The sequence below is a fragment of the Paraburkholderia sp. BGA-UO-ETr-F21 genome, from assembly GCF_059567925.1.
This window is the reverse complement of record NZ_JCAQOY010000017.1, coordinates 17,153-42,733: the sequence shown is the minus strand read 5'-3', so window position 1 is coordinate 42,733 and position 25,581 is coordinate 17,153. Positions and strand designations below refer to the sequence as shown.

The 25,581-nt window shown below is 57.1% G+C and carries 17 protein-coding genes; 8 read left to right on the top strand and 9 right to left on the bottom strand.

The window, feature by feature from the left end:
- Positions 1-747 precede the first annotated feature (747 nt).
- From AC57B1_RS12615 to AC57B1_RS12595, 5 genes are all read left to right on the top strand, one after another.
- Entirely contained in the window at positions 748-1,611 is an 864-nt protein-coding gene (locus tag AC57B1_RS12615) for a sugar transferase (RefSeq protein WP_496417655.1), read from the top strand.
- 334 nt (positions 1,612-1,945) lie between these two features.
- The gene (locus tag AC57B1_RS12610; protein ID WP_496417654.1) at positions 1,946-3,046 is read left to right on the top strand and encodes an AGE family epimerase/isomerase; all 1,101 of its coding nucleotides are present in this window, start codon (positions 1,946-1,948) and stop codon (positions 3,044-3,046) included.
- 145 nt (positions 3,047-3,191) lie between these two features.
- Complete coding sequence (locus AC57B1_RS12605; RefSeq protein ID WP_496417653.1) at positions 3,192-4,289, top strand: hypothetical protein; 1,098 nt, start codon at positions 3,192-3,194, stop codon at positions 4,287-4,289.
- Positions 4,290-4,572: 283 nt separating this feature from the next.
- Positions 4,573-5,730 (top strand): acyltransferase family protein, encoded by a 1,158-nt coding sequence (locus AC57B1_RS12600; protein WP_496417652.1) that lies wholly within the window; start codon positions 4,573-4,575, stop codon positions 5,728-5,730.
- Between the two features lie 1,946 nt (positions 5,731-7,676).
- Positions 7,677-8,807 carry a hypothetical protein gene (locus AC57B1_RS12595; protein WP_496417651.1) on the top strand — a complete coding sequence of 377 codons (1,131 nt, stop codon included), beginning with the start codon at positions 7,677-7,679 and terminating at the stop codon, positions 8,805-8,807.
- Positions 8,808-9,200: 393 nt separating this feature from the next.
- Here AC57B1_RS12595 and AC57B1_RS12590 read toward each other — a convergent pair whose 3' ends face one another.
- The 4 genes from AC57B1_RS12590 to AC57B1_RS12575 all read right to left on the bottom strand — a co-directional run bounded on the left by AC57B1_RS12590 (position 9,201) and on the right by AC57B1_RS12575 (position 13,033).
- Positions 9,201-10,436: a glycosyltransferase family 4 protein gene (locus AC57B1_RS12590; protein ID WP_496417650.1), complete on the bottom strand. Its 1,236-nt coding sequence runs from the start codon at positions 10,434-10,436 to the stop codon at positions 9,201-9,203.
- Between the two features lie 110 nt (positions 10,437-10,546).
- On the bottom strand, positions 10,547-11,608 hold the full coding sequence (gene rfaE1 / locus AC57B1_RS12585) for a D-glycero-beta-D-manno-heptose-7-phosphate kinase (RefSeq protein WP_496417649.1): 1,062 nt from the start codon (positions 11,606-11,608) through the stop codon (positions 10,547-10,549).
- Positions 11,571-12,719, bottom strand: coding sequence for a glycosyltransferase family 9 protein (locus AC57B1_RS12580; RefSeq protein WP_496417648.1), 1,149 nt, complete (start codon positions 12,717-12,719; stop codon positions 11,571-11,573). The genes rfaE1 and AC57B1_RS12580 overlap by 38 nt, the downstream gene beginning before the upstream one ends.
- Positions 12,716-13,033: a hypothetical protein gene (locus AC57B1_RS12575; RefSeq protein WP_496417647.1), complete on the bottom strand. Its 318-nt coding sequence runs from the start codon at positions 13,031-13,033 to the stop codon at positions 12,716-12,718. The genes AC57B1_RS12580 and AC57B1_RS12575 overlap by 4 nt, the downstream gene beginning before the upstream one ends.
- Positions 13,034-13,775: 742 nt before the next feature.
- Between AC57B1_RS12575 and AC57B1_RS12570 the strand changes: the two genes are divergently transcribed.
- The 3 genes from AC57B1_RS12570 (at position 13,776) to AC57B1_RS12560 (ending at position 18,954) form a co-directional block, all read left to right on the top strand.
- A complete protein-coding gene (locus tag AC57B1_RS12570) occupies positions 13,776-16,151 on the top strand; it encodes a polysaccharide biosynthesis tyrosine autokinase (protein ID WP_496417646.1) in 2,376 nt (791 codons plus the stop codon).
- Positions 16,152-16,310: 159 nt separating this feature from the next.
- A complete protein-coding gene (gene rffA, locus AC57B1_RS12565; protein ID WP_496417645.1) occupies positions 16,311-17,483 on the top strand; it encodes a dTDP-4-amino-4,6-dideoxygalactose transaminase in 1,173 nt (390 codons plus the stop codon).
- Between the two features lie 127 nt (positions 17,484-17,610).
- Complete coding sequence (locus AC57B1_RS12560) at positions 17,611-18,954, top strand: O-antigen ligase family protein (protein ID WP_496417644.1); 1,344 nt, start codon at positions 17,611-17,613, stop codon at positions 18,952-18,954.
- Here the strand turns inward: AC57B1_RS12560 and AC57B1_RS12555 are convergent.
- From AC57B1_RS12555 to rfbA, 5 genes are all read right to left on the bottom strand, one after another.
- A complete protein-coding gene (locus AC57B1_RS12555; RefSeq protein WP_496417643.1) occupies positions 18,917-19,825 on the bottom strand; it encodes a glycosyltransferase family 2 protein in 909 nt (302 codons plus the stop codon). The genes AC57B1_RS12560 and AC57B1_RS12555 overlap by 38 nt on opposite strands.
- Positions 19,826-19,897: 72 nt before the next feature.
- Positions 19,898-21,052 carry an NAD-dependent epimerase/dehydratase family protein gene (locus AC57B1_RS12550; protein ID WP_496417753.1) on the bottom strand — a complete coding sequence of 385 codons (1,155 nt, stop codon included), beginning with the start codon at positions 21,050-21,052 and terminating at the stop codon, positions 19,898-19,900.
- Positions 21,049-21,699, bottom strand: coding sequence for an acyltransferase (locus AC57B1_RS12545; protein WP_496417642.1), 651 nt, complete (start codon positions 21,697-21,699; stop codon positions 21,049-21,051). The genes AC57B1_RS12550 and AC57B1_RS12545 overlap by 4 nt, the downstream gene beginning before the upstream one ends.
- The gene (locus AC57B1_RS12540) at positions 21,696-24,197 is read right to left on the bottom strand and encodes a glycosyltransferase (protein ID WP_496417641.1); all 2,502 of its coding nucleotides are present in this window, start codon (positions 24,195-24,197) and stop codon (positions 21,696-21,698) included. The genes AC57B1_RS12545 and AC57B1_RS12540 overlap by 4 nt, the downstream gene beginning before the upstream one ends.
- Before the next feature lie 480 nt (positions 24,198-24,677).
- Complete coding sequence (gene rfbA, locus AC57B1_RS12535) at positions 24,678-25,571, bottom strand: glucose-1-phosphate thymidylyltransferase RfbA (protein WP_496417640.1); 894 nt, start codon at positions 25,569-25,571, stop codon at positions 24,678-24,680.
- Between the last annotated feature and the right edge of the window lie 10 nt (positions 25,572-25,581).

Genomic DNA, 25,581 nt, shown 5'->3' with positions numbered 1-25,581 from the left:
CGATGGCGACTCCGTATCGCCCCAATGCCCCCGGCGTTCCGCGCGGCAAGCCGCTTTCATCATACACATGGTCGCGGTGATTGATACCTGCCCTAACCGAGCTTTGTGTGCTGTACCGAACGGAGTAGCGACATTCGTACAGATACTCTACGTCTAAACATGCTCGACCACAGACCGGGCAGGCACGTATTTATCGTATTGATTGCAGCCGTGGGTCAATACAGGAAACACGAGTGGCAGTCCACGAGGTGAAACCGGTTGGTCTATCGCAACCGGTTTTGTCCGTGACAATTGGATCATTGATAACGAATTACATTTTCGCATTGCCAATAGTTGCTGTCTAATGAATTTCGACACTGATTGGCATATCTTTCTGGGTCGGCCAAGACATCGGCACTTTACGACTTGTCCGGAAACGGACATCGAATTGCATCACTATACTTTCTATAGAAACATCCAGATTCATGTTGCCGGGGAGCGCGACAATTCGCTCGCCGATGCGCATCTCCGCGGCCATTCGTCGAATATGTTTTGAGTTTTTTATCAATTATCAACTGTAATTTTTATAGCAATTAAATATTGCTACATATCGTATTCGTTATTTCGCTCTGTCCGCCGCAATCGTCTGATGTCCTGATTTTGTCTGATGCAGCAAGTGCGTTGACTCACCGGCTGAAATCACCGGTACGACTTGCAGTGTCGAAACACTGATGTACTCGTCAACGAACTTCGAACCGGGGGGCAGCAATGGCTTTAGTCGGCAAGGTATCGGAATCCGTGTCAAAGGAAATCAATCCTTTCGATACCCGCTACGAAGGTCGTTCGCAATCCGACCATTCTGACTTGGGGAGCCGCAGCTTCTCAGCTTCGCATATGGAAAGCGTTTCGGAATTCAGTCGCAGCGACGAATCCTTCTCCTCGGACGTATCGGCGGACGCCGCCGCTAGCCCAGTGGCCTGCCATGCTTTGTCGGCGGCAAACGACCCTGAGATTCCGTCGAGGAAAGGCGCCTTCACAAAACGCGTTTTCGACATTGTCGGCGCGTCCTCATTGCTCCTCGTGTTACTACCGATTTTCCTCGTCGTAGGCTGCTTTGTACTGAGCGACGGCGGCTCCGCTTTTTTTGGCCATCCGCGCGTTGGAAGAGGCGGACGATCGTTCCGGTGCCTGAAATTCCGCTCGATGGTGCCGAAGGCCGACGTGGTTCTCGCCGAACTCCTTGCCAACGACGCTAGTGCACGTGAAGAGTGGAATCGCGATTTCAAGCTCAAGAACGATGTCCGCATCACCGGAATTGGCCGGTTTCTGCGCAAGACGAGCCTGGATGAGTTGCCGCAACTCTGGAACGTCCTTCGCGGAGATATGAGCCTGGTTGGCCCTCGACCCATTGTCACGAAGGAGTTGGAACGGTACGGCGCCGATGCTCACTACTACCTTTCGGTCAGACCCGGCTTGACAGGCTTGTGGCAGGTCAGCGGCCGAAACAATGTCGACTATGCGACACGCGTCGCACTGGACGTCTCTTACGTGAAAGAGCGCTCAATCCTGCTCGACATCAGCATCATGCTGAGAACGTTCAAGGTAGTTTTCGACGGAAGCGGAGCCTATTGAATCGCGTGCACTCCTCCTACGCCAGGCGATCCGTGCGGAGTGGCTATTGAAATCGTTCACGTCATCGGATCGACTTTTGCACGAGTGCTCTCAGCGACGTGCATGATCGCGGGTCGTCGTGTCGTTGAAGGTGATGAGGTTCGCGTTGTGTTTCCGCCGCGCACATTGGCTGCGGGACATGAAAGACCTTGCGCGACGTCCCACCGATCCATCCTGCACACTGGCAGTCGGGCCAGGACCTTGCATAGTGGTCAACCTTGCTCCGCAAGCCCCACCGCGACCAATCGCACCACACCTCCTTTTATTCGCGAACCTGCCCAAGGAGATTCGCAGCATGAATACGGCCGCCTCCACGATCGCCCCTGCCGCCACGCTCCGAGATCACTTCGCACGCGTCGTTCTGCCGATCTGGCGCGGACCGGGCTTCAACACCTCGATGCATTTGCCCTACGAGGCCGTCAGCGCAGATGCCGCTCACCTTCCGATGCCGGTCGAACGCTATCGGGCGATGGCGTGCGCGCGGCAGTTGTTCGTCTTCACGCAAGCCGGCGAAGAAGCCCATGCTCATGCACTGTTCGAGGCCCTGCTGCACTACTTTCAGGACACGCGGCGCGGTGGCTGGTTTTACAGCGTCGACGCACGAGGTGCGCCGCTCGATACAACGAAGGATCTCTATACGCACGCGTTTCTGGTCTTCTCCTGTGCTGAGTATGCGGCACGCTTTGGCAATCGCGATGCTCTCGACGTCGTTTACGGCACCTCCGCCCTGATCGAAACGCGTTTCGCCGCACAACGTGGATTATTCAACGCAGCGCTCGACGCGGATTTTTCGACCGTAACCGGCACGCCGGTGCAAAACCCCATCATGCATCTCACGGAAGCCTGGCTCTCCGCACACGGTGCGACCGCAGACAGTGGGTTCGAATCAGCATTGCGCAAGCTCGCTGATGCCATCGAACGCACTTTCGTGCACACGCCGACCGGTTGCATTGCGGAACTTCCGTTGGGCGCCGGCGACAACCGTCTGGAGCCCGGCCATCAGTTCGAATGGTTCTGGCTGGTCAGGCAGGCGGGCACCCTACTGGAAGGATCCGGACTCGACGACACACTCGCGCGCGCATTCATGTTTGCACAACAACACGGCGTGGATCCGGTTACGGGCGGCGTGTGCGCGTCGCTCGACGAAGCCGGTCGCGTAAAGGACGCCACCCAGCGGATCTGGGCGCAAAGCGAGTACCTGCGAGCACTCGCCGTTCGCGAGGATGACACGGCGTCCGCTCTATTGCCGAGGCAGATCGAACGTTTCCATCAGCGATTTCTCCACCCGCAAGGCTGGTTTGAATGCAAAACGGCCGCGGGCGACGTATCGCGTGCCGACATGCCATCGACTACGCCGTATCATCTCGCCACCGCCTATGCGGCGCTACCGGACTAAACGGCGCACGACTCGCTCCATTGGCGCGGGTTGTCGCAGTCTGAGGGAAGCATGGCCTGCGCCATTTCGTTCAGACTGATGCGATATCGTTGCCGCGCGTGGTTTCATTACCAGACTTCGTGCGAAAGCGAGCCCCGCGTCCGCCGTGTCGGATGGCGATGCGCACTTTGACTCAGTTACCTTCGTCAAATGGAGCTGCGTTTTGAAAATTCGACTCCTGGTGCTGACAGTCCTCCTTGTAGTGGCCGGTATCGCCGTGCCTGCCTACTTCAAAGGCATCGGCATCCATGACGAGACTAAGCGACCCCAGGTCCACACGCTCGGGCGCGTCCCTTTTTACGGTGTCAACGGGCACTATGTTCAAGGAGGCGTCTACGCCACGAACATCGCACAACAGGTTGCCGACATGAAAGCGATGGGGATCATGTCGATCCGTCAGGATTGCTATAGCACTGCCGATACGGCAAAAATGGCGAGTCTGGTGAGTTCGTTCGCGCCTGTCAAAATCCAGCCGGTCTTCAACGTCTTTCCGACAACCAGCGACGAAACCACCGCATACAACCAGTTCTACGCTTACGGTCGAACCGTGGCCGGCCAACTCGCGGGCAAGATCGCCGTAATCGAGTTGATGAACGAGCCGGAGAATATGTACTTCAGCAAGGGACCCAGATACAGCGGCCAGGACGTCACGGAATGGTCGGCGTCCAACAGCCAATGGGCAGCATTTCGCGGCGCTGTGCGTGGCTTCTACGCCGGATTCCGCTCAGTGGATAAGACCAGCCAAACGCTCATTGCCAGCCCAAGTGTCGGTTGGCTTCACTTCGGATTGCTCAAGGGTCTATGGAACGGCGAAGCGCCGGACGGTTCGACCGGGCATCCGACCGCGACGTGGGACATCACGAACTATCACTGGTATTACGATTTTGGCGACATTGAAAATGCAGGAGGCGTCAACACGCTGGCGGCGATCCAGTCCGCGTTCGACCGTCCGATCATGTTGACCGAAATCGGCGTGCAAGCCAGCGTGTCCGGCTCCGATTACAACTCATACGCTGCTGCGAGCCTTGCCAAGTACGCGAGGAGAGCCAAGGCCTACAACATCATAGGCGTCGACTGGTATGAGCTTTACAACTTCCAGAATATCGATGGTTTTTTCATGGGCCTGTATAGCTCGCCCGGCGTGGTCAACGCCGGCCGTGCGTCCGCAATAACCCACGCCGTTGCAGCCAATCCCGCACCCTGAAGGCCGGATTCCAGCGATCCACGAGGTTCAATCTTCGCAGAAAATACCCGACGCCTTTGTCGAAAGTGTTGCTAGCGGATTGTTCATCGACCCTGTTTGGAGGAACGCTATCCTCGAGTTCAGTGCGCTGCCGCACCGATGCCAGACGCCTAACCGCCTAGCCTCTGAAAATTGCTCTGTGCGATAACTTCCGCGCGCCCGCATATTCTCGCCGCCCCCTGTCTTGCGTGACGGCGTTGCAACGGCGATTCATGTTTCGCGACGTCATATTTTGGGTTTCCACATGCTCAGCCCAGTTGACCGAGGTCGTCTCGACCATATCGATGCAATGCGCGCGATCGCGGTACTCCTCGTGATGTGGACACACTACGCGGAAATGTTCGCGCCTATCGCAGGTTCTCAGCTCTCGCTCAACTCGCTGCAGCGATTTGCCGACTTCGGCCGTGTCGGTGTCGTGATCTTCTTCGGTGTCAGTGGCATGCTGATTCCGACCAGCTTGCGCGGCACACCACGCGATGGCTCACGGCGCTTTCTGATCCGGCGCTTCTTGCGGCTCTACCCGGCGTTCTGGCTGTCATTGCCTATCGGATATCTCGCGTACTGGACGCTGTTTGGCGAGAAGATGAGTCTCCCTGGCTTGATTGCGAATGTCACGATGATTCCATCGGCGTTCGGCAAGATCCCGGTGATGGGGCATTACTGGACTCTGGAAACCGAGCTGTATTTTTATGGACTGTGCCTCATCCTCTTCTGGCTCGGAGCGCTGCATCGCATGCGCGACTTGTGCATCGTCAGCGCCGGATTGTGCCTCGCATTTGTCATAACGTCAGCGCTTAAAGTGATTCCGGCCGGCGCACTCGGACAATACAAGGGTATGTTGTATCACCTGGCGATCATGTTCTGGGGCGCGTGCTTCCGACAGGCGTACGACATGCCAATGGAGCGCGTAACGTTTCGCTGGGGGCGCCGTGCGCGCTCACAGGTTTCCGTCACGTATCGCGTGGCGCTCGTTGGCGTAACAGCGCTAATTGTTTCCGTCGCGCTGCTAATGGCCGCGATCGATTGGAGCCGTCATGATGTCGCGCACATGTCGGTGTCCCTTGGCTATTTGCTTGGCATCGCTGCATTCACTCTGTTCTCTACGGCGATGAAGATCCATCTCCGCGTGTTCGCATGGCTCGGCGAGATCAGCTATTCGATCTACCTGTTGCACGGGGTGCCGCTTTATGTGATCGTCTGGCTCTGCCGGCACTACGGTCTGGTGGGCGCGCCGCTCGGACTGTATATGCTGGCGACCGTGCCGCCGGCAATCGTCCTATCCTGGGCGAGTTACAAGCTCGTGGAGGCACCCGGCATTCGGCTCGCGCACGCGCTGACGTCGCGCCGCGACCTCGCCGCGCATGCGTCCGCGGCTCTGGTTACCTCGGGTGATTCGCACTGAATGTCCCGCATGCGCCATCGTCAAGCGCTCAGACCAGCACGAAAAACTCGTACTCCTCCCTCCACGCCATCCTGCCCTTCAACATTCTCCGTCGCCCAAGATCGATTGCGAATCAGAAGCCTGACAGGCCACGTGCTGGGCTGAATACATGCGTTTCTATTTCCCTTCAAGCAGTCCGCGCTCACTCAATCCACATTGTGCGAATCTTCGCGAAATGCAAATCTAGTTCGTTTTCCGAAGTACATTCTCCGGGTGACGATCAGTGTACGACCGCATCCAAGTTGCACTGCATGCCGAGTTTCAACTCTGCCTTTTCTTAAAAAAATTGAAAATCCGACAAAAAAGGATGCGACACTATTTCCGCAGTGCATTAAAATCCAGCCGCTTTTTCCACTAAAAGTGACACCACAGCAGATGACACTATTTGTCATATAAATAAATACATTGCACCCATAGAGGGCGCACCAAATAGCAGCATCAATCTGCAGACGAATCAAACATTTACGTTTTCCTAGCCGTGATGAGGCAGAGCTTTCCCATTCGTTCTCGTTTGGAAAATCTGCGGGCAAAACTTGTTGAAATTTTTTGTAATTATCACTTATTGGCCTCAGACCCGGACACGTTACACGAATGAAACGTTTATAATTCGTCTGCCTAAAGTCGCTGTAACTAATACCGGGCCTGCGTTTAGGCGGCGTTTCGCTTGCAACAGTTACATGTCGGTTGCTGCACTGCGACAGGCCGCTTTCCGATCCGGAGCATTCGCGAACAGTGCGCCCCGGATTGGACTCACTGTGCGATTCGCGTCGTCGGACGGTGCGAGGCAAATCCGCGGTTCTATGAGTTTTTGGGTTCTTAACCCGACTCGCAAGGTAGGTCGTTCGATCAACTGCAGTCGAGCCGATGCGCTTACAGAAGGGTTTCAAAGTTGAGGGGTGGACGAAGCGTTAATGTTGTTTGGATCCGTAAGACTGACCTCTTACGGCGAGGATCACCGCGAACACTTCGGATAGCGAGCGGACGCGCATAAGTCGCGCGAGGCGACCGGATCAGGCTGTTTGCGCCGACGTCGAGATCGCCTCGACCTGAGCCATAGGTCTGCACTTAAAGGCATGACAGGCGGCGCGATTCGTCGGTGCTTACGAAGGTGGCGCGTTGGCAGTGGCGGTGAGAGTTTCAGCGGTGGAGCGTCCGTATCGATTGCAGCGGTGAGTTCCTGATGTCGCGACATTGCTTCTCCCTGATCACAGGTGAAGCTGTGTCGCAAGAGTCCGGCAATCCAATTGAGTTTAGCGGATACGTCCGCACCTGGCGATGGCACCTTTCATTTTTGTTAGGACTGCCATTGAATGCGCTCGTTCGCACAGAGCGTTTTGACGATGACCGGTTGCCGAAATTCTTGATCACGTCGCTTGTGCAGTAAACGATCACGAATCCTGGCCATCTTGGGAATCCGGCGACTTTGGTCCGCGCTCCGTGTATGCGGAGTGCGAGTGCTTTGCTATGGCGCAGGCACGCAACGATGACTGATCACGCTCGCCACATGGCTGAGCGCAGATGGTCGCGAGTACAAGCCGCTGCTTACCGGCTGAAAGCCCGGGTTGAGCCGGGCGACGCTGTGCTCGAGCGTGGCATCCGCCTTCAGACGAACTGATCGGCGAAAGTTCGCGGCCTACGGCGGCCCACGTTCGCAGAGTGAGCGGGTTATGGACCGCTGACTCAAGGCCTGCAGGTGCTGGCTCGTAATGTCAGGCGCCACCGGGTTGCAGTTGCTGACGCGCTGAGTTCTCCCGTGCGTCGCAACACCATACGCAACGCAGTTGTTGCACTTCGGATCTGAGGCCGCTCCCTCATGTCGTGACGACAGTCACTTACGGATCGTAAGCAGTACTGTCTATTTGTGGGTTGACTTGACCCGGTTACTTTCACCTAGTTGGAGCTACGTTTTGAAAACTCGATTTTTGGCGCTCACAATGCTGCTCGTTTCAGCCAGTGCTACCCTGACTGCATGCGGTGGCGGATCGTCATCCGACGCGGCAGACGCGGCCGCAGTCGCGAACCGTCAACACGGAGGCAGAACGTCTTCGGGGAGCACATCATCAAGCTCGACGAGCAGCTCGTCATCTTCGACATCCACGTCCTCACCTACGACATCCACGTCCGTCCCGTTCTACGGCGTCAACGGGCACTATGTTCAAGGAGGCGTCTACTCCTCCAACATCGCCCAACAGGTCGCTGATATGAAAGCGATGGGGGTTACGTCGATCCGCCAAGACTGCTACAGCACATCAGATACGGCGAAAATGGCGAGTCTGGTGAGTTCGTTCGCGCCTGTCAAAATCCAGCCGGTCTTCAACGTCTTCCCGACGACTACCGATGAAACCACCGCGTACAACCAGTTCTACGCCTACGGTCAAACCGTGGCCGGCCAACTGGCTGGCAAGGTTTCGGTGATCGAATTGATGAACGAACCGGAGAACATGTACTTCGCCAACGGCCCCCAATACGGCGGACAGGACGTCACTGAATGGGCGTCTTCGAACAGCCAGTGGCCGGCATTCCGCGGCGCAGTGCGTGGCTTCTACGCAGGGTTCCGCTCCGTCGACACGACCAAGCAGACCCTCATTGCGAGCCCGAGCGTAGGTTGGTTGCATTACGGCATGCTTCAAGGCCTGTGGACAGGCAAAGCACCGGACGGCTCGACCGGGCACCCGACCGCAACGTGGGATATCACGAACTATCACTGGTATTACGACTTTGGTGATATCCAGAACGCGGGCGGTGTCAACACCCTCGCGGAACTCAAGACCCTGTTCAATCTTCCGATTCTGCTGTCGGAGATCGGTGTGCAAACCAACGTGTCGAGTTCCACGTACAACTCGTACGTCGCGTCGAGCATTGCTGAGTACGCCAGCACGGCAAAGACCTACAACATCATCGGCGTTGACTGGTATGAGCTCTACAATTTCCAGAATATGAATGGCTTTTATATGGGCTTGTACACTTCGCCCGGCGTCGCGAACGCTGGCCGAGCATCCGCGGTGACCACTGCCGTGGCGGCGAATCCTGCTTCTTGATAGCCTGAATCACGGCACCAGGGCGAAAGCTTAACGGGAGAGGTCGTGGCCGGTGGTGACGAATTGAAGGCGATGTGGCCGGCGACGAAGAAACATCACCGGCAGTGGCCAGCCGGCGAGGTTCTATACCGGTCGATCGGATGGCGATCGTTTTTCGAGGTATAGCTTGCGAAGTCACTCGGCCGGGACGCAACGCATTGCTTGCGTGTGCAGTTCGTAAAACTGATCAGCAATAGGCGGATGGACTGTACAACCCCAGTTCATCTGTCTGTTGCCGATTGCCCGGATAACGCCACCGGCCAGGAATCATCGACGCGCGACCGAAGCACTCGAACCTCAGCATGGTCGGATAGCCCGATAGTCCCGCTCGAAGAAGTTGTGGAGCTACCTGGGTTAGACACGCGATGGGGCAGATGGCGTCTGAACCGAGTGAGCCACTCCACCCGCGAGTTCACGCTCCAGGACATCGAGCAATCGACGTGCGGACCGCTCCCATCGGAAACCACGTGCGTGCTCCCGCCCGCGTTCGCGCCAGGTTTCGCGCAACTTGGCGCTTCCCATCATCTGCGTTATCTTGTCGACAATGTCATCGACCGAATGCGCATCACAGTACATCGCAGCATCGCCGCATACCTCCGGAAGCGAAGCTTCACGTGACACGATTACCGGACATCCACAAGACATCGCCTCGAGGGGCGGCAATCCAAAGCCCTCATACAGCGAGGGAAACACGAAGCAAGCCGCATTTTCATACAGCGCTCTCAGTTCGCCGTCCGATACGAACCCTGCCGGGATGATGTTCCGCGACAAGTCGTAGCTCACGTTCACTTGCGCGCTGAAGACCCGCAGGTCGCACCCGCCAACCACAACAAACTTCCAGTCGTGGTGCTCACTCACACGCTCCATTGCAGCAAGAATGCGCGGAAGGTTCTTTCCCACCGACAAATTTCCAACCGCGAGCACGTAGCCATCGTTCTCAAGATTCAAACGTGACAGAATCGTCGTGTCCGGTGTGATCTTCTCGAAGTGATCCACACCATTGCCCACCACCGAAATGCGCGACGCGTCGACACCAAGGCGCTCCATGATGCGCGTCTTTGAGAATTCCGACACGGTCACGATATGCCTTGCGTTACGCTTCAGGAGAAAAAACGCAATGCGATACCAAAGCCTGTACTTCCACGAATAATTTTCCGGCAAATCATAGATCGCGACGTCGTGCATCATCACGACCTGTCGACGAACGAATAACGGGCCCATATTGCAAAGACTGAGAAGCGTTCGCCCCCCAAGCACGAACGGCAGCCCCAGTTGCTCCCACAAAGAACCCTTCAACCATCGGCAGACCACCTTTGCGCTCGGCAGGACAACATCCGTTCGTGCGTTGCCAGGAATCAGCACGGGTGGTTCGTTATCCTGATGCAGCAGACGTTCGAATGCCATTGCCAGCTCATAGCCAACACGTTGCACCCCCGTTATGCGCTGAGACGCAAACTTGCCATTAATTGCAAACCCAGCAGAAGGACCTTGCCACTCAGAAACCCTTCCAGAGTTTGCCTCGATCGGCAAAGCAGTTTGAACTGGGAATTCATCCGGGCGAACTTCGGACCGCTCCACTAACTGTCTCATCAGACGTCGCTCCAGTATTTCATACTATGTGAGCGCCCAGAGGCAATGACTTCACCAGTGAGGCCTCCACACCGTGCAAGTCTTCGATGCACCGCCCGCGGATCGCAGCGTCAGGCACTGACACTACTCGATTTGTCGGAGCGCCGTTTCGCTCGCCATGGCAACAGCGAAATTCGCGCGAGAATGCTTCCTCTACGCGCGCAATGCAAATCGTCCTGTAATGCCTGATAAAGCTCCGGCCGCCGGACCGTCGCGGTTCCCAGTTTAGCTACGACGATACCCGCCGCAACATTCGAAAGCACGACCGCCTGATCCAGCGCAACACCGGCACCGAGTGCCGCACTGAGTGTTGCAACGACGGTGTCCCCCGCCCCGGTCACGTCAAACACTTCACGTGCGCGAGTCGGCAGGTGCAATGGCGCGTGACCGCGAGCAATTAGCGTCATGCCTTTTTCACTGCGGGTGACGAGCACTGCATCAAGCCCAAGCGCGTCGCAAAGCGCAGCGCCTTTCCGTTCGACAGTAGCATCGCTCTCGCAGCGCCCAACGACAGCCTCGAACTCAGAAAGGTTGGGGGTTATTACAGTGGCACCGCGATAGCGCTCGAAGTCCGTGCCTTTAGGATCGACGATGACGGGTTTTCCTGCGCGCCGAGCGGTCGAGATCAGGTTCTTTGAATCATGCAGCGAACCTTTGGCGTAATCGGACAGCACCACCGCATCGACTTCACTCAACTGACGCTCAAAGGAAAACATCAGGTCATCGCCATTCCGCGCGGGAAAATGGTCTTCGAAGTCCGCTCTGATCATCTGCTGATGACGAGAAAGAATGCGAAGCTTCGTGATCGTCTTGCTGCCCGCGACGCGTTGAAGGAGGCAGTCGACTCCGCCTTCGCGTAGCAACTCTTCGATCCGGTCGGCGTGCGCGTCCTGTCCAGCCAGGCCAAGAAGACGCACGCGGGCTCCAAGCGCCGCCGCATTCAACGCGACGTTTCCTGCCCCACCGACACGCGTTTCTTCAGTTTGCACATGGACCACGGGAACGGGCGCCTCCGGGGAGATTCGGGAGGTCGAACCGTGCCAGTACCAATCAAGCATGACGTCGCCCACAACCAATAATTGAGCGCAGTCGAAATCAGGAGGCGAAAGCTTCACCGGCGGGTTTCTTGTCATGTTGGCCTAGATCGATCGAATAGACTTCACTCAAGACGTCGGCGACAGAAGCGACGCTTATTTTTTCCATCACGTACTTTGCGTTCCGCGGATATTCAAAGCCGAGATTCAGGAACATTCCACCGTCTCGCCTCGACACCGCAATGACGCCAGACTCTTTGCTGACAGGCCCCCACCGGAACGGATTCGTAGGACCGTGAAGGCTAATCATGGGGGTATCCAACATGGCAGACAGGTGCATGATTCCAGTATTCACACACACTATGCACTCCGCTTTCCTCACTATTCCAACCACCTCAGTCAAACTTACCTTAGCTGCCACGCTAACGACCTTCTGGCTGCCGATCAGGGAAACCAGTTGTTGAGCCCGCCCGGAGTCTTCCGGTCCGCCTGTTACGACGATCGCGTACCCGCTATCAATCAGAATACGCGCGAGGCCGCACCAATACTCCATGGGCCACTCGCGCATGGAAAAATTTGTTCCTGAGGCCCATGGGTGAAAAACTATATATTTGTCGTCAATGACAAATGTTAGGCCGGACGGGGGGATGTCTTTGGTTATTCGTGGACATTCCGTAGATTCGATTCCTAGCGGCCGCAAGAGCGCTCTGAAATTTTCCAACTCATGAAGTCCGTCACGATGCTCCACGCTGACATCGTAAGCGTAGTGACGGAATTGATGCCCGGTCCTGAAGCCAATCGTGAATTTCGCTTTTGCCAACGCTGCCAATATCGCCGAAATTCTTGGCCATTGCGACGTATCGATCAGGATATCTACCTGATATTTCTTTATCTGCTTCAGCGCATCCAGCGGACTTGTCAAAGGGACTACCACGACTTCGTCCAGCCCGTCGAACAGCTCGTAGATGCGCGCGTTGCTTCGTGACGCAAATATCACCACTCTGGAAATGTTCTTTACTTTCCGCAACTCGGAAATAATTATCGACGACAAAATTGAATCGCCGATCGCCGCGAACGCAAATATTCCTGCCGTCGAGCACTGAGTTGGCAGGCGCCGCTTTTTGCGAAGCGCCCCTAACAGGTACAGGAAAGCGCCGCCAAAAATAAGGTCGACGCGCTTCAGAAGGGTCTGTCCGCGCTCATTTTTCATTTCAGGTCCAGCAACATGTCAGCCAAGGAATGCGTCGACTTTTGACAGCCGTTGTCTCTCGCCGGGCGCTGCTTCCCGAGTTCCGGCGGGAACCAGCAGATCGCACGGATATACCCCGGCAAAATATTCCAGTTGAAAGTCGAGCGAAGACGCGGCCAGTCGCGCAATATCGACTCCGCCGCTGGCGCGGCCACGTATTTGGCGCCGCGTGTACTCACGTTGCTGTCATGTTCGAGCAATGTCGCCAATTCCGCCTCGACCGATGCTGGATGATCTGACGGGCACCGCTGGATCACGTAATCCAGGCTGCCCAACGTTGCCGCTTTGCCGTTGTTCGCTGATCCCGTCGACTCACTGAACGACGGTGGACTTCCATTAGCGGATTGTGACGATTCACGAGCGGCGCTCTCGGCGAGCTACTGCTTCGCGCACGGCTTTGCGTCGCGCCGACCGTCTGCAATGGTGGATGTTGCAACTGCATGATCCGTGCAGGATAGTCTTCTGTCTGTGCGGAGCCGAACGTTCGAATGTCCGCATGAAATCGCGCGCCAAAATCCGATGAAATTTGGTGGAGGTAAAACTTGCGCGGCAAAGTTTATCGATCTGAAAAGTACTGCTTATGTTGCCAATTGGCGTAGCTGATTGGTGCTGCCGTACGTCGTTCACGCCGGGCCGCCGGCATTGCACCGCTTGTTACAACAATCCAAATCCTCTCATGCCGTTATTGGTAAAACGAAAAAATAGTGCCATTCAGCCAGAGGTATTCCGCTGCATTAACTACATCGGAGGGCGCAACGTGCGCTAAACCACAGACCCGAAGATTGGAAGGTTGTATTCATATCACACTTGCTCAAGGTAGCGTCCACGGATGCTATGCCGACGAATCGGTGAGTGGCGGACCAGGCAACGACATCAGATCCGAGCCGACGATTCGTCGAATCAATGCAAATCCAAGTACCAATTCGGCCCCGGGCGAGATCCAGGGCCGAAGTCCAATAATCGACGCGGCGATGCTTGTCGCTCCATCGAGAAGCTTGTTACCCCCGAATCTTGGAGATGGCGCCTTTGAACACGCATATTCTCAATTCCGGATCGTCTCGCGCAGGCAACGAAGAGGGTAACTTCTCGTTGCGCGACATGTTTCACCTCTTGCGAGACCATATCTGGACGTTGCTGGCATTCATCGCCATAACAACGACACTCGCTACCGGGTATGCCTTCCTCACGGCACCGACGTACTCCGCCGACGTAGTCGTGCGCGTTGACCCGCCGGCGCCGCCCGACCAGAATGCACTCGGCATTTCCCGCCAGGATGGCACGGCGCAGCAACAACCGGGCATGCAAGCGACCGCCGCGGAAATCTCGGTCATGCAGAGCCGTTCGGTGCTGGAACCGGTCATCCGTCAATTTCAGTTCGATGTAGAGGTTGTACCGCACGCGATCCCTATCATCGGACGTTTCGCGGACCAATTCGCCTTTCCCGGCCATCCCTCCCGGCCGTGGTTTGGACTCGGTTCATTCGCCTGGGGCGGCGAGAGACTTCAGATCCCGTCGCTCAATGTGCCGCCGGAACTCGAGGAGAAGCCGCTCGAGCTGACCGCTCTGGACAAGGGGCAGTACGAACTTCGCGCGCCCAATGGAGATGTGCTCCTGCGCGGCCAGAAAGGAATACCTGCGACTGCGCCGAACGGTCTATCGATCACAGTGAAGGAACTCATCGCCAGGCCTGGCACCGAGTTCACGATAACCCACCGCAATACGCTTGATGCAATCGACCGGTTGCGGCGTCAACTGAAGATCGCGGAAGTGACCAAAGACACGGGAATCGTGCAAATTTCCTTCGCCTCGAAGGACCGGGTGCAAACCGCCCAGGTGGCTAATGCGGTTGCCCAGCAGTACATTGCGTCCTCGGTCGCAAGCCGCCAGCTCAATGACACGAAGACGCTCGAGTTCATTCAAGGCGAGCTGCCGCGACTCAAGGCCGATCTCACGCGCGCCGAACAGGCATTGAGTGACTATCAGTCGTCGACCGAAACAATGCGGCCGACAACCGAGGCACAATCCTACCTGCAAGGCAGCATCGAGCTCCAGCAACGCACGTCGGCGCTGCAATTGCAACGCACGCAGGCGGCGTCGCTCTTCACGCCCAATAGCCAGCAGGTCAAGACGATCGACACGCAACTCGCGCAGCTTGCGGAGGCAAGACGCGCTTTCGACTCCCGCTTCATCAGCATGCCGACCTCCGAGCGACGCAACGCAGAGTTGTCCCGCGATGCGAAGGTGGCAGAAACCATCTATCTGGGCATGGTCAGCAAAGCCGAAGAGCTTTCCGTGCGCCGCGCGAGCGCAACCGGCGGCGCACACATCGTCGACGAGGCGATGCAGCCGTATCGACCGGTCAAGCCGAACCGTCCGTTGGTCATTGTCGGAGGCTGCGGCTTGGGCTTCTTCATTGGCGCGTTCTTCATCGTGCTACGACGCTATGCAACGACCGGTGTCACCGATCCGCTCTTCGTCGAACGCCGGCTGGATGTGCCGGTTCTGGGCGAAGTCCTGTTCAGCCGTCAACAAGCTCAATTGGAGGGCGAAACCTCGGTGCAGCCCGCGCAGGAGTCGCGATCCGGACGTGACGACGCTGTACCGGGCCTGCCCGATCCTAATTCGTTGACGTTGGACCCACTCGACGCAGAGTCTGCGAAATCCGCCATCGCGCCTGGGATAACGCGGGAGACCGCTGCACGGATCCTCGCCAGCCGGCTGCCGCACGAGCCGTCGGTCGAGGCGCTTCGCGAGGTGCGCACACAGGTGTGTCGCGATCGACTGAACAAGAAGAACAACATTGTGATGCTGACGGGTCCGAGCCCGTCCACCGGCAAGAGTTTTGTTGCGGCGAATCTTTCCATACTTCTGACGGAAGTCGGCTTGCGCATTCTGCTAATCGACGCCGACATGCGCCGCGGCAATCTGGCCTCCTTCTTCAAGCAATCCAATCGAGGCGGCCTCTCCGAGGTTCTCCAGGGCAAGCTGCGCAGCACTGATGCCGTCCGCTCCGTTGGTGTTCGCGGCCTCTCCTTCATTTCGTGCGGCGCCTATCCGGCCAACCCGTCAGAACTCTTGATGATGCACGACTTCAAGCAGGTCGTGGACCAGCTAAGCGAACAGTTCGATCTGGTATTGGTGGACACCCCGCCGTTCCTGGTGGTGACCGACGCCGCGATCATGGCTCCGCACGCGGGTGCGACCGTCCTTGTGCTCCGCTCAGGCATGCAAAGCGAGGACGAGATTTCCGAAACGGTCAAAAAGCTGCGGCGCGCGGGAGGGCGGCTCCTCGGCTCGGTCTTCAACGCGATACCCAAACGGGCCAGCAACTGGAGAAGTTATGAGCAGGCCGCGCAGTACACGCGCACGCTCAATGAAACGGACGAGGTGTGATGCCATTGACGTCCACAGCAGGGGCGTTCGCGCAGCTTGCTACGTGAAACACCTGGCGAGTTCGCCGGAAAGCAGGATCCGGAAGTCGGGCAACTTCCAGATCCAACTATGTGTCGCAGCGAGAAGCATTGATTCTCGATCATGTGGGGTGAACTATTCATGAGCCGATCTACGCCGCAAATTGGAATCGAAGTCAACGAGAACCGCATTCCCTTCAACACGCCCGCCATGACCGGCAACGAACTGAAGTTCATTGCGGAAGCCCACTTCAACAAGAAGCTGGCTGGCGACGGATCCTTCACTGGACGTTGCAACCAGTGGCTGCAAGAAAGAAGCGGTTCCGGCAAGGCATTGCTGACGCATTCCTGCACGGCCGCACTAGAAATGGCGGTTCTCCTGCTGGATATCCAGCCAGGCGACGAGATCATCATGCCTTCGTACACGTTCGTCTCGACTGCGAACGCATTCGTCCTTCGCGGCGGCGTGCCGGTTTTCGTGGATGTCCGTGAAGACACCATGAATCTCGATGAGCGGTTGATCGAAGCAGCAATCACGCCACGAACCCGCGCGATCGTCCCGGTGCATTACGCCGGTGTGGCATGCGAAATGGACACGATCATGTCCATCGCCGAACGCCATGGACTTAAAGTGGTCGAAGATGCCGCGCAGGGTGTCATGGCCACTTATAAGGGCCGCGGCCTGGGCTCCATTGGCGACCTCGGTGCCTACAGCTTCCACGAAACGAAAAATATCATCTCGGGCGAGGGCGGAGCCCTGCTCGTCAACGATCCCTGTCTAACGAGGCGCGCCGAAATAATCCGCGAGAAAGGTACCGATCGCAGCCGCTATCTCCGTGGAGAAGTCGACAAATACACCTGGCAAGAAGTCGGCTCGTCATTCTTGCCGAGCGAGCTGATCGCCGCCTATCTGTGGGCTCAGCTGGAAGGCGCTGAAAAGATTACGCGAGCACGCCTCGCGAACTGGGAGCGATATCACGCGCTTCTCGAGCCGTTCGAACGCAAGGGCGCACTTCGCCGCCCCGTCATCCCGGCAGAGTGTCAGCACAACGGTCACATGTATTTTGTGTTGGTTGAAGATGAAGACACGCGCCAGCGTCTGCTCGATGAATATAGAAGGCAAGAAATTGGCTCGGTGTTTCACTATGTTCCGCTCCATTCATCTCCTGGCGGGCTACGGTACGGCAAAGTCGGCAGTTCACTGGACGTCACTATCGACCAGTCAAAACGCCTGATTCGCCTACCCCTCTGGGCCGGCTTGACCGAAGCGCAACAGGCACGCGTAACCGGCATTTTTAGCGCGCTTTTGAACTAAGATTCGCCGCCTCTCAGACAGGCGCGCGCAAGTGGCATCCGGGCGTTGATGAAGGATCTACGTCAACGCTTCGGATGAAGCTCACTCCTGCTGCCTGCGCCCGTTTGCAAGCCTCCTCTGGAACCTCATGAAACAGAGCTTTACCTCGCACGCTGATCTGTACTATTTCGTCTGGGTATTCGCCATGCCTGTGACGTCGGTACTCATCATTCCCTCCATTCAGGGGACGACCCTGGGCTACCTCATGTGTTTTCTTTCACTGCCGGTAGCACTGGCATGCGCCGGCGCGTCGCGCCGCCGCTATCTCAACTTCCTGCTCATCGCGGTTGTTGTGTGGACAGTCTTCTTCCTGGCGTCTCAGCTCGCGAACACCGCAGTTGCCTACGAACCCGATTTAACGAAAGTCGTGCTCATCGACGACACGGATGTATTGACCTTCGTCATGAGAAAGAGCCTGTTCACCCAGACGATCTATCTCGCCGCCGTGGTGCTCTATGCTTCATACGTCTATATTTTCTATAAACCTTCGTGGCAGCAGTGGCTGCTTGCGTCGGCAGCGATTTTCGCTGCGTACGGCATTTATGAAGTCATCTACTTTGTCGTGATGGGCCGACCTGGCGACTTTATTTCCAATCGGGCTTTCGGCACCGATTTTCCGAATAGAGGTGCTGCGCCGGAAGGCGCGGCCACTGGGACCTCCATCCAGCGGATCGACGTCGCCGGCATGACTATCCAGCGACTTAAGAGTCTCACTGGTGAGCCGTCGATGTACGCTTTTTCGATGTTTCCGTTTTGGGTTTACTTCAACGCAACATCCAGGAGACGCCTGCCGGTGTGGATCGTTGGCGCATCGCTCATCATGAGTACTTCTTCGACGGCCTTCGTCGGTTACGTCGTCTATTTACTCATTCGTATGCGCAAGATCAGCTTCCATCCACTCAAGACTCTGGCCGGTGCATTCGGGGCGTTTGTGGTCGCCTACCTGGCACGAGACTACATTGCTGACCTCTTTCAGCAAATGATTCTCGACAAGCTCGATGGAACCAATGTCTCCGGCGTCGAAAGATCCGGCCTTTTCCGCGCGTCCGTGGACATGTGGGCCGACGGATCGCTTGCCAACCAGTTGTTCGGGGTGGGCTTCGGCTATATACGATCGACCGATCTCTTCTCCACCCTTCTCGTCAACACCGGGCTCGTGGGGCTCGTTCTCGTGAGCATCCTGATTCTGTATCCTGCGTTCAAACTCGATTGGTCCGTAGAAGGATTGGCATTGCGCCAATGTTGCGTCACGACATGGGTGATGATGATGATCTCCGTCCCGGAGTTCTCCTACCTCGCACCTTGGACCTTCGTTGCGATTGCCTACGCCCGGTTACGCGTACAGAAAGTAGCCGCGCGCCAAAGTAGCGGCGCGCTGCCTGGCAAGTCATCCATCAATGATCGGCGACTGACAGTGAGAAGCCGGCTCTAAGACCCTTGAACACGCTCGACCTCGCAGCTGGCGAAAACTTGACACATTTGGCCGTCAAAGTGACGATGGCATAGGCAATAGCAATCGCACGGTGCGCCGGCGCCAGATGCTTGCGGCTGAAATAAACACGATTGCGCGCCGTATAAAACAGGCTGAAGGGACTTTCATTGCCGCCAGTGGACACCGCCACCTTGTGACCCACGCTTGATGTCGGCACATACAGCAAACCAATATCGGCACTTCTCATTCGCCAGACGAAGTCGCTATCGTCGTAATAGACGAAGTACTTTTCATCCATCATACCGATCATCTCGAAGATGCTTTTGTGCAGCAACATAAAGCATGTCGGCGCGTATTCCGTAAACATTTCCTGGTCGAACTGTCCGCGATCTTCCTTCCGATCGCCCACGTGCGGCGTGGTAGCGGTAAGCGGCGAGAACCGCCCCCCCGCACACCATATCCGGTTGGTCCCGTGATAGGTGATCTTGGGCACGGCCGCCAACGCGCCCGCTTCCTCGGTGTGCCGCACCAGTCCCGCGATCACGTCGGGATCGGGAAAATCGGTGTCGTTATTGGCCAACAGAACGTAGTCGCATCCGTCCGCGAGCGCCATCTCGATACCTTGATTATTGCCACGGGCAACACCGACATTGTCGTTGTTGAACACGATGTCGGCGTGGATATTGTGCTGAGCTGCAAGCTCTCGGGACATCGTCGTTCCCGTGTCCTTCTCGCTATTGTCGATCACATACAGCTTGAAATTCGCACCACGCTGGGCCGCCAGACTTTTGAAAAAATCGGGAAGCACGGAATCGGAGCGATACAGCACGGTGACAATCCCGATCAGCGGCGAACCATATCTCGTTGACATATTGCTTCCTTCAAATGAGTTACGGAGGCGGCCGTCCCGGCGCCTCCGTCTGGCGGAGCTTATCGTTGGACGTCAGGCCGCGCGTTCACAGCCCTTGTACAGGCCCTTTTCCCGCATCTCGGCGATGCTTTTTTCGTAGGTATCGGCCATCACCTGCTGCCGGTCGACCCACTCGGCAAACCGCGCGATACCTTCGGTAAACGAGACCTTAGGTTCGAATCCGAGCATCTCCCTCGCTTTCGTCAAATCAGCGTAGACATGTCGGACATCGCCCAGGCGGAATGCGCCCGTCACCGATACGCTGACATCGCTGGCATACACGTCGCGCAGCGTCATGGCCACGTCCATGACCGAGGTGCGCACACCCGATCCAATGCCGAAGACGTTGTCCGCGGCGTTTGCGTTCGTGAGCGCGGCATAGGTCGCATCGACCACATCATCGATATAGACGAAGTCGCGGCTTTCCAGGCCATCCTCGAAAATATTGATGGGATTGCCATTCTTAATGCGCGTCGAAAAGATCGAAAGAATGCCCGTGTACGGGTTGGATAACGACTGTCCCGGACCATAGACATTCTGATAACGCAACGCCGACGCGGCGATGCCGATGGAACGGCAGGTCGTCATCACCATCTGTTCCTGCGTCTGCTTGGTGATGCCATAGAGCGAGGTCGGGTGGATTTTCGATTCTTCATCCGTCGGCACGCATTCCATCGGTTCACCGCTGATCGGGCAGAGGTGCTCGAACTGGCCCTCGAGCATATCCTTTTCTTTCCGCGGACCGGGATAGAGAATGCCGGCGGCGGGAGAACGGTATTTCCCTTCACCGTAAATCGCGCGCGACGAAGCAACGACTACGTTGCGCACGGAATTACTGCTGTTCTTCACCAGAATGTCGAGCATCAGTGCTGTGCCATGCACGTTCACGTCCACATAGCGATCCACTTCGTACATGGATTGCCCAGTCCCCGTCTCGGCCGCGAGATGAACGATTGCGTCCTGTCCTTGCATGACGCGTTCGAGCACAGCCCGATCGGTCACAGACCCCTTCACGAAATGCACGCTTTCCGGCAACGACGCGAAGATGGCCGACGTGACAATGGGATTGTCTCCGTGGATTTGCGGGGAGAGGTTGTCGAGCACCGTGACTTGCGCGTTGTTTGCGCAGAGCTTGCGCGCCAGACTCGAGCCGATAAAGCCGGCACCACCCGTAATCAGGACTTTCATTGCTTCTCCCTTTCCCAAGATCTGGTTTCGAAGTTGTAGCGCTTCATGATCTGCGCTGGATTTCCTGCAACCACGCAATAGTCGGGAACGTCGCGCGTCACCACCGAATGCGCGCCCACCACGGCGTGGCGGCCAATCTTCACGTTGGGCAGAATCACCGAGTTAAACCCAATAAATGCGCCCTGCCCGATCAGCACGTAATTACCTCGCGCGCGAACACGCTCACCGATACGTGTCTTGTCGTTGACGTCCTCATACGGGTGCTCGACATCCACAATGGCGACGTTCCCCGTGATGGTCGCGCCGTCGCCGATTTCGATCGACGAGCCGCATACGATGTGCACGTTCTGTTCGATATTGACCCGGCTCCCGATCGTGAGCCGCGGCGGTGCAGCCGCGTCCGTCACGACAAGTTCGATGCGCGCACCAGGCCGAATCAGTACGCGCTCGCCAATCGACACGTAGTGGACGTTGACGAGCAGCATGGGACGATAAATCGTCGTTTTTGCGCCGACCGACTTGAACACCTGCGCGTACCACAGGCGAGTCTTGAGTCGGTACCAGACCAAACGCGCCCGGTTATACAAGTCGAGAAGTCGCACCTTTTTGGGGGCAGCCCGCTCGTTCTCCTGAACGGTTGTACTCATGCGTTCATCCGTTGTCGTCCGGCCATCTGCTTGAGCCGCGTGTAGACGGTTCGCAACGTACGGGGCCAGCGACGCATCGAGTACAAAAGCAGCTGTTTAAAGCCGATTTTTGCGGCACGCCAACTCGACTCGATGCAGTCCTCGAAGTTGTCCTCGCGTGCGTGCTCCAGGTAGAAGATGGCCGAGGTCAGATAGAACCTCGCGCGCCCGCGGTCCACTACGCCGCTCGCCATACCGAGATCGGCCGCGATCTGGCAGGTCTGAATCATGTCGTTCATGTTCTCCCTATGACGCTCGGGATTGTTGATTCGCATCGAGGTCATGCCGGTCCGGTTGACGCGATAAAGCCCCCACTCTTCGTCCAGGTAGGCACCTTGCGAACCAAACACAACCTGAACAAGATGGGCCACATCACAGACAGATTTCAGACCGACATCAACGGGACTTCGGTGACGGAGATGAGCCCGATACATTTCCGAACTATGGAAGAAATACGGGCCGTTCTTGATGAGATATTCGGCGTCGAAGGTTGCAGGCTTTTTTCTGGGCAACGGGTACGACACCGTCTCCAGCGTATCCTGATCCACCGTGCGCATCTTATGGACGACGAGACCGCACTCGGGGTGCTCTCTGAGGAAGTCGAGTTGGCGCTGCAGCTTGCCGGGAGACATGAGGTCATCGCCGTCGATGTTCGCGATGTATTCGCCTTTCGCGAGCGCGACCGTATCGGCAAAGTTCGCTGCGAAACCGACGTTGGTGTCGTGCGAAATGACCTTGATTATGTCCGGATAACGCAAGCGAAACGACTCGATCACGTCGAGAGAATTGTCGGGCGAATTATCATCGCCCACGATCACCTCGAAAGGCACATCGAGTCGCTGGTCGAGTACGCTTTGGAGACACGGACCTACATACTCGCCTTGCCGGTAGCAAAGCACGATTACGGACAATACGGGCGCACCCTGCTCCTGGACCGGAGGGTGAAGGTTAGTATCCATGCTGCTCTCTCGGTTTAGGATTAGCCGCCCGGCCAGGCGGCGAGCCTTTTGTTGAATGATTGGCGAGACCGCAATCGTCAATGCGACCATGGCAAGCCACGCTCCAGAAAGAACAAAGAACAGACCGATGCGTGAACAGGCTGCCAGATCCACGCGACTCAACACCAGTCCGACGGGCGCAAGCGCGGCGATACGCGCAACGAGACTGCGATACCAACTCGCGTTGATGCCGGGGATAAACTTTCGATGTACGATCGCAACCCAACCGAACAACAGCAGAAAGTTCATCGCCATCCACGCATAAGCGGCGCCGACCGCACCGAAACGCATGCCGCCAAATAGCACCGCAGGCGCGTAGAGAAGGAGGAAGCCGATATTGCCCTTCAGGTGAAGTGACAGGTTTCCCTTTGCGTATTGCACAATGAACGCCAGCGAAGCGATCGCCGAAAATGCGTTTCCCGCCGCATAACATTGCATGATTCGCAACGCGTCGGGCGATACCGGAGCGCTGGCGGACCAGAATCGAAGCACGGCCTCGGGCGCACAAAAGAACACGGCCGCGACCGGCAACACCGCCAATGAAGTCAGTTCGGTGGCCAGTGCGTACATCTGACGAATACGCTCCCCGCCGCCGAAGCTTTCGGTAGTCAAGCGTGGAATGAATGCCTGTTGAATCGGGTTGGCGAGTAACAAGATGCCGCTCGCCAGCAGAGTGGCCAGGCTGAATACCGCGAAATCCGCCAGCGGCAGGATTTTGGAAAGGACGATCTTGTCGATCTGCGTGGTGCAGGCCCAGATCACGGTCGCCAATGCAATCGAAAGCGACAATTTCGCTCGCGACGACAGTACCCTCCACGAAAAATGTGTCGATAAGAACGGTATGTCGATCGTACGGCCGAGCAGCGTGCGCATCGCGATAGCTTCCGCGACAATCGCAAGGAGCTGCCATACAAAGAAGAACTCGATACGCGGCCAGACCATGATGATTGGCACAACGAGCACCGTGCGTATCACTGCGAAAGTGATGACAATACCGTTGAGCGCGACCTGTCGATCGATGCCGACGACACCCCCGCGGTACAGCGCGCCAAGCCAGCGCGCGATGGCAGTCAGCATCATCAGCACAAATGCGGTACGTATCACGCCGGGGGGCAGCGTGGACGCGTTCAGCCATCGCTCGGCGAAATAAGGCGCCACGAAGATCGACAAGATGAACAGAATGGTACTTGTGCCGAGAATCAGCTTTTCCAGCGATTCCAGCAGCAGCCCGACTTCAGCTTTTGAACCGGTGCCTGCCCGCAGGCTCCCGAGTTCCCGGCACAACGTAGGCGAAAGTCCGAAATCGAGAACCAGCACCCATGCGAGAACCACCGCATTGATGGCAATCAGCCCATAAGCTTCGACCCCGAGATGACGCACATAGATCGGGACCATGACGATGCCAAGTGCCGCGGTCACCATCTGGCCAGCGAAATTTGCGAGCAGGGTTCGTCTCAACATCGCGGTCTGCCGGTAAATTAGGTAAAGGCTGCAGGTAACGCCAGAGTCGCCGCGAATTTCGAATTGCCATTGTCAATTCATCACGAACGTGTCTTAGGGCGAGCGCTTGATCGTCCAAACGACCGATAGATGCCATGTCCATTCCGGCCGGCCGACGCCGGAATGACAGATCACGCCGGGCGGTTGCGTATCGCCGACATGAGAGAGTTGCTACTTGTGAAACACGATGTATTGCCGGCTACCTGATTCGGTCGGCAGGCGTATCGTGACTCCTGATTGAACGCCCCTCGACTCCGCGGACGGTCCCGCAATAAAAACCCGCCGCGCAACCGAATTGCGGAGCGCTTTCCTGCGGTCCACGCAATGAAGCGTACCCGTCCGGTATCAAACTAAATGTGCGGCGCCGCACGTTCGGCAGGTTGCATATCAGCTATCGCGCGGAAATCGGAAACGCCTCACTCTGTTCGAGCGCGAACAGTTTTAGCGGGTCGGCCATGCCACCTGATCCTTCGGAAGATTGAGCAGATACTGGCCATAAGCATTCTTGGCGAGTGGTTTCGCAAGCTGAAGCAGTTTCTCCTCGTCGATCCAGTGTTGGCGAAATGCAATCTCCTCCGGGCAGGCCACCACCAATCCCTGACGCTTTTGCAGCGTTTCGATGAAAGTGGCCGCCTGGATCAACGAGTCGTGCGTGCCGGTATCGAGCCAGGCGTAACCGCGGCCCATGATCTCGACTTCGAGTGCGTTGCGACGCAGGTAGCACGAATTGACGTCTGTGATCTCAAGTTCGCCACGCGGCGACGGTTTGATATCCGCGGCAATGTCGCACACCTGTTTGTCGTAGAAATACAGGCCCGTTACCGCGTAGTTCGACCGCGGCTTCTCGGGCTTCTCTTCGATGGAGAGCGCGTGGAAACTCCTGTCGAACTCGACCACGCCATAACGCTCCGGGTCGTGCACGTGGTACGCAAACACGGTCGCGCCGTTATCACGCGCACTCGCTCGCTCGAGTTGGCCGGCCAGATCGTGACCGTAGAAAATGTTGTCGCCGAGAATCAGCGCCGACGGATCATTACCCACGAACTCCCGGCCGATGATGAACGCCTGCGCAAGCCCATCCGGCGAAGGCTGCACCGCGTACTGGATGTTCATCCCCCACTGGCTGCCGTCGCCGAGCATCGCCTCGAAGCGCGGCGTGTCCTGCGGCGTCGAAATGATCAGCACGTCCCGGATGCCCGCCACCATCAGCGTGGACAGCGGGTAGTAGATCATCGGTTTGTCGTACACCGGCAGCAACTGCTTCGATACGACATGCGTGATCGGATACAGGCGCGTGCCCGAACCGCCCGCGAGAATAATGCCTTTGCGCGCCATTGCCGTGCCC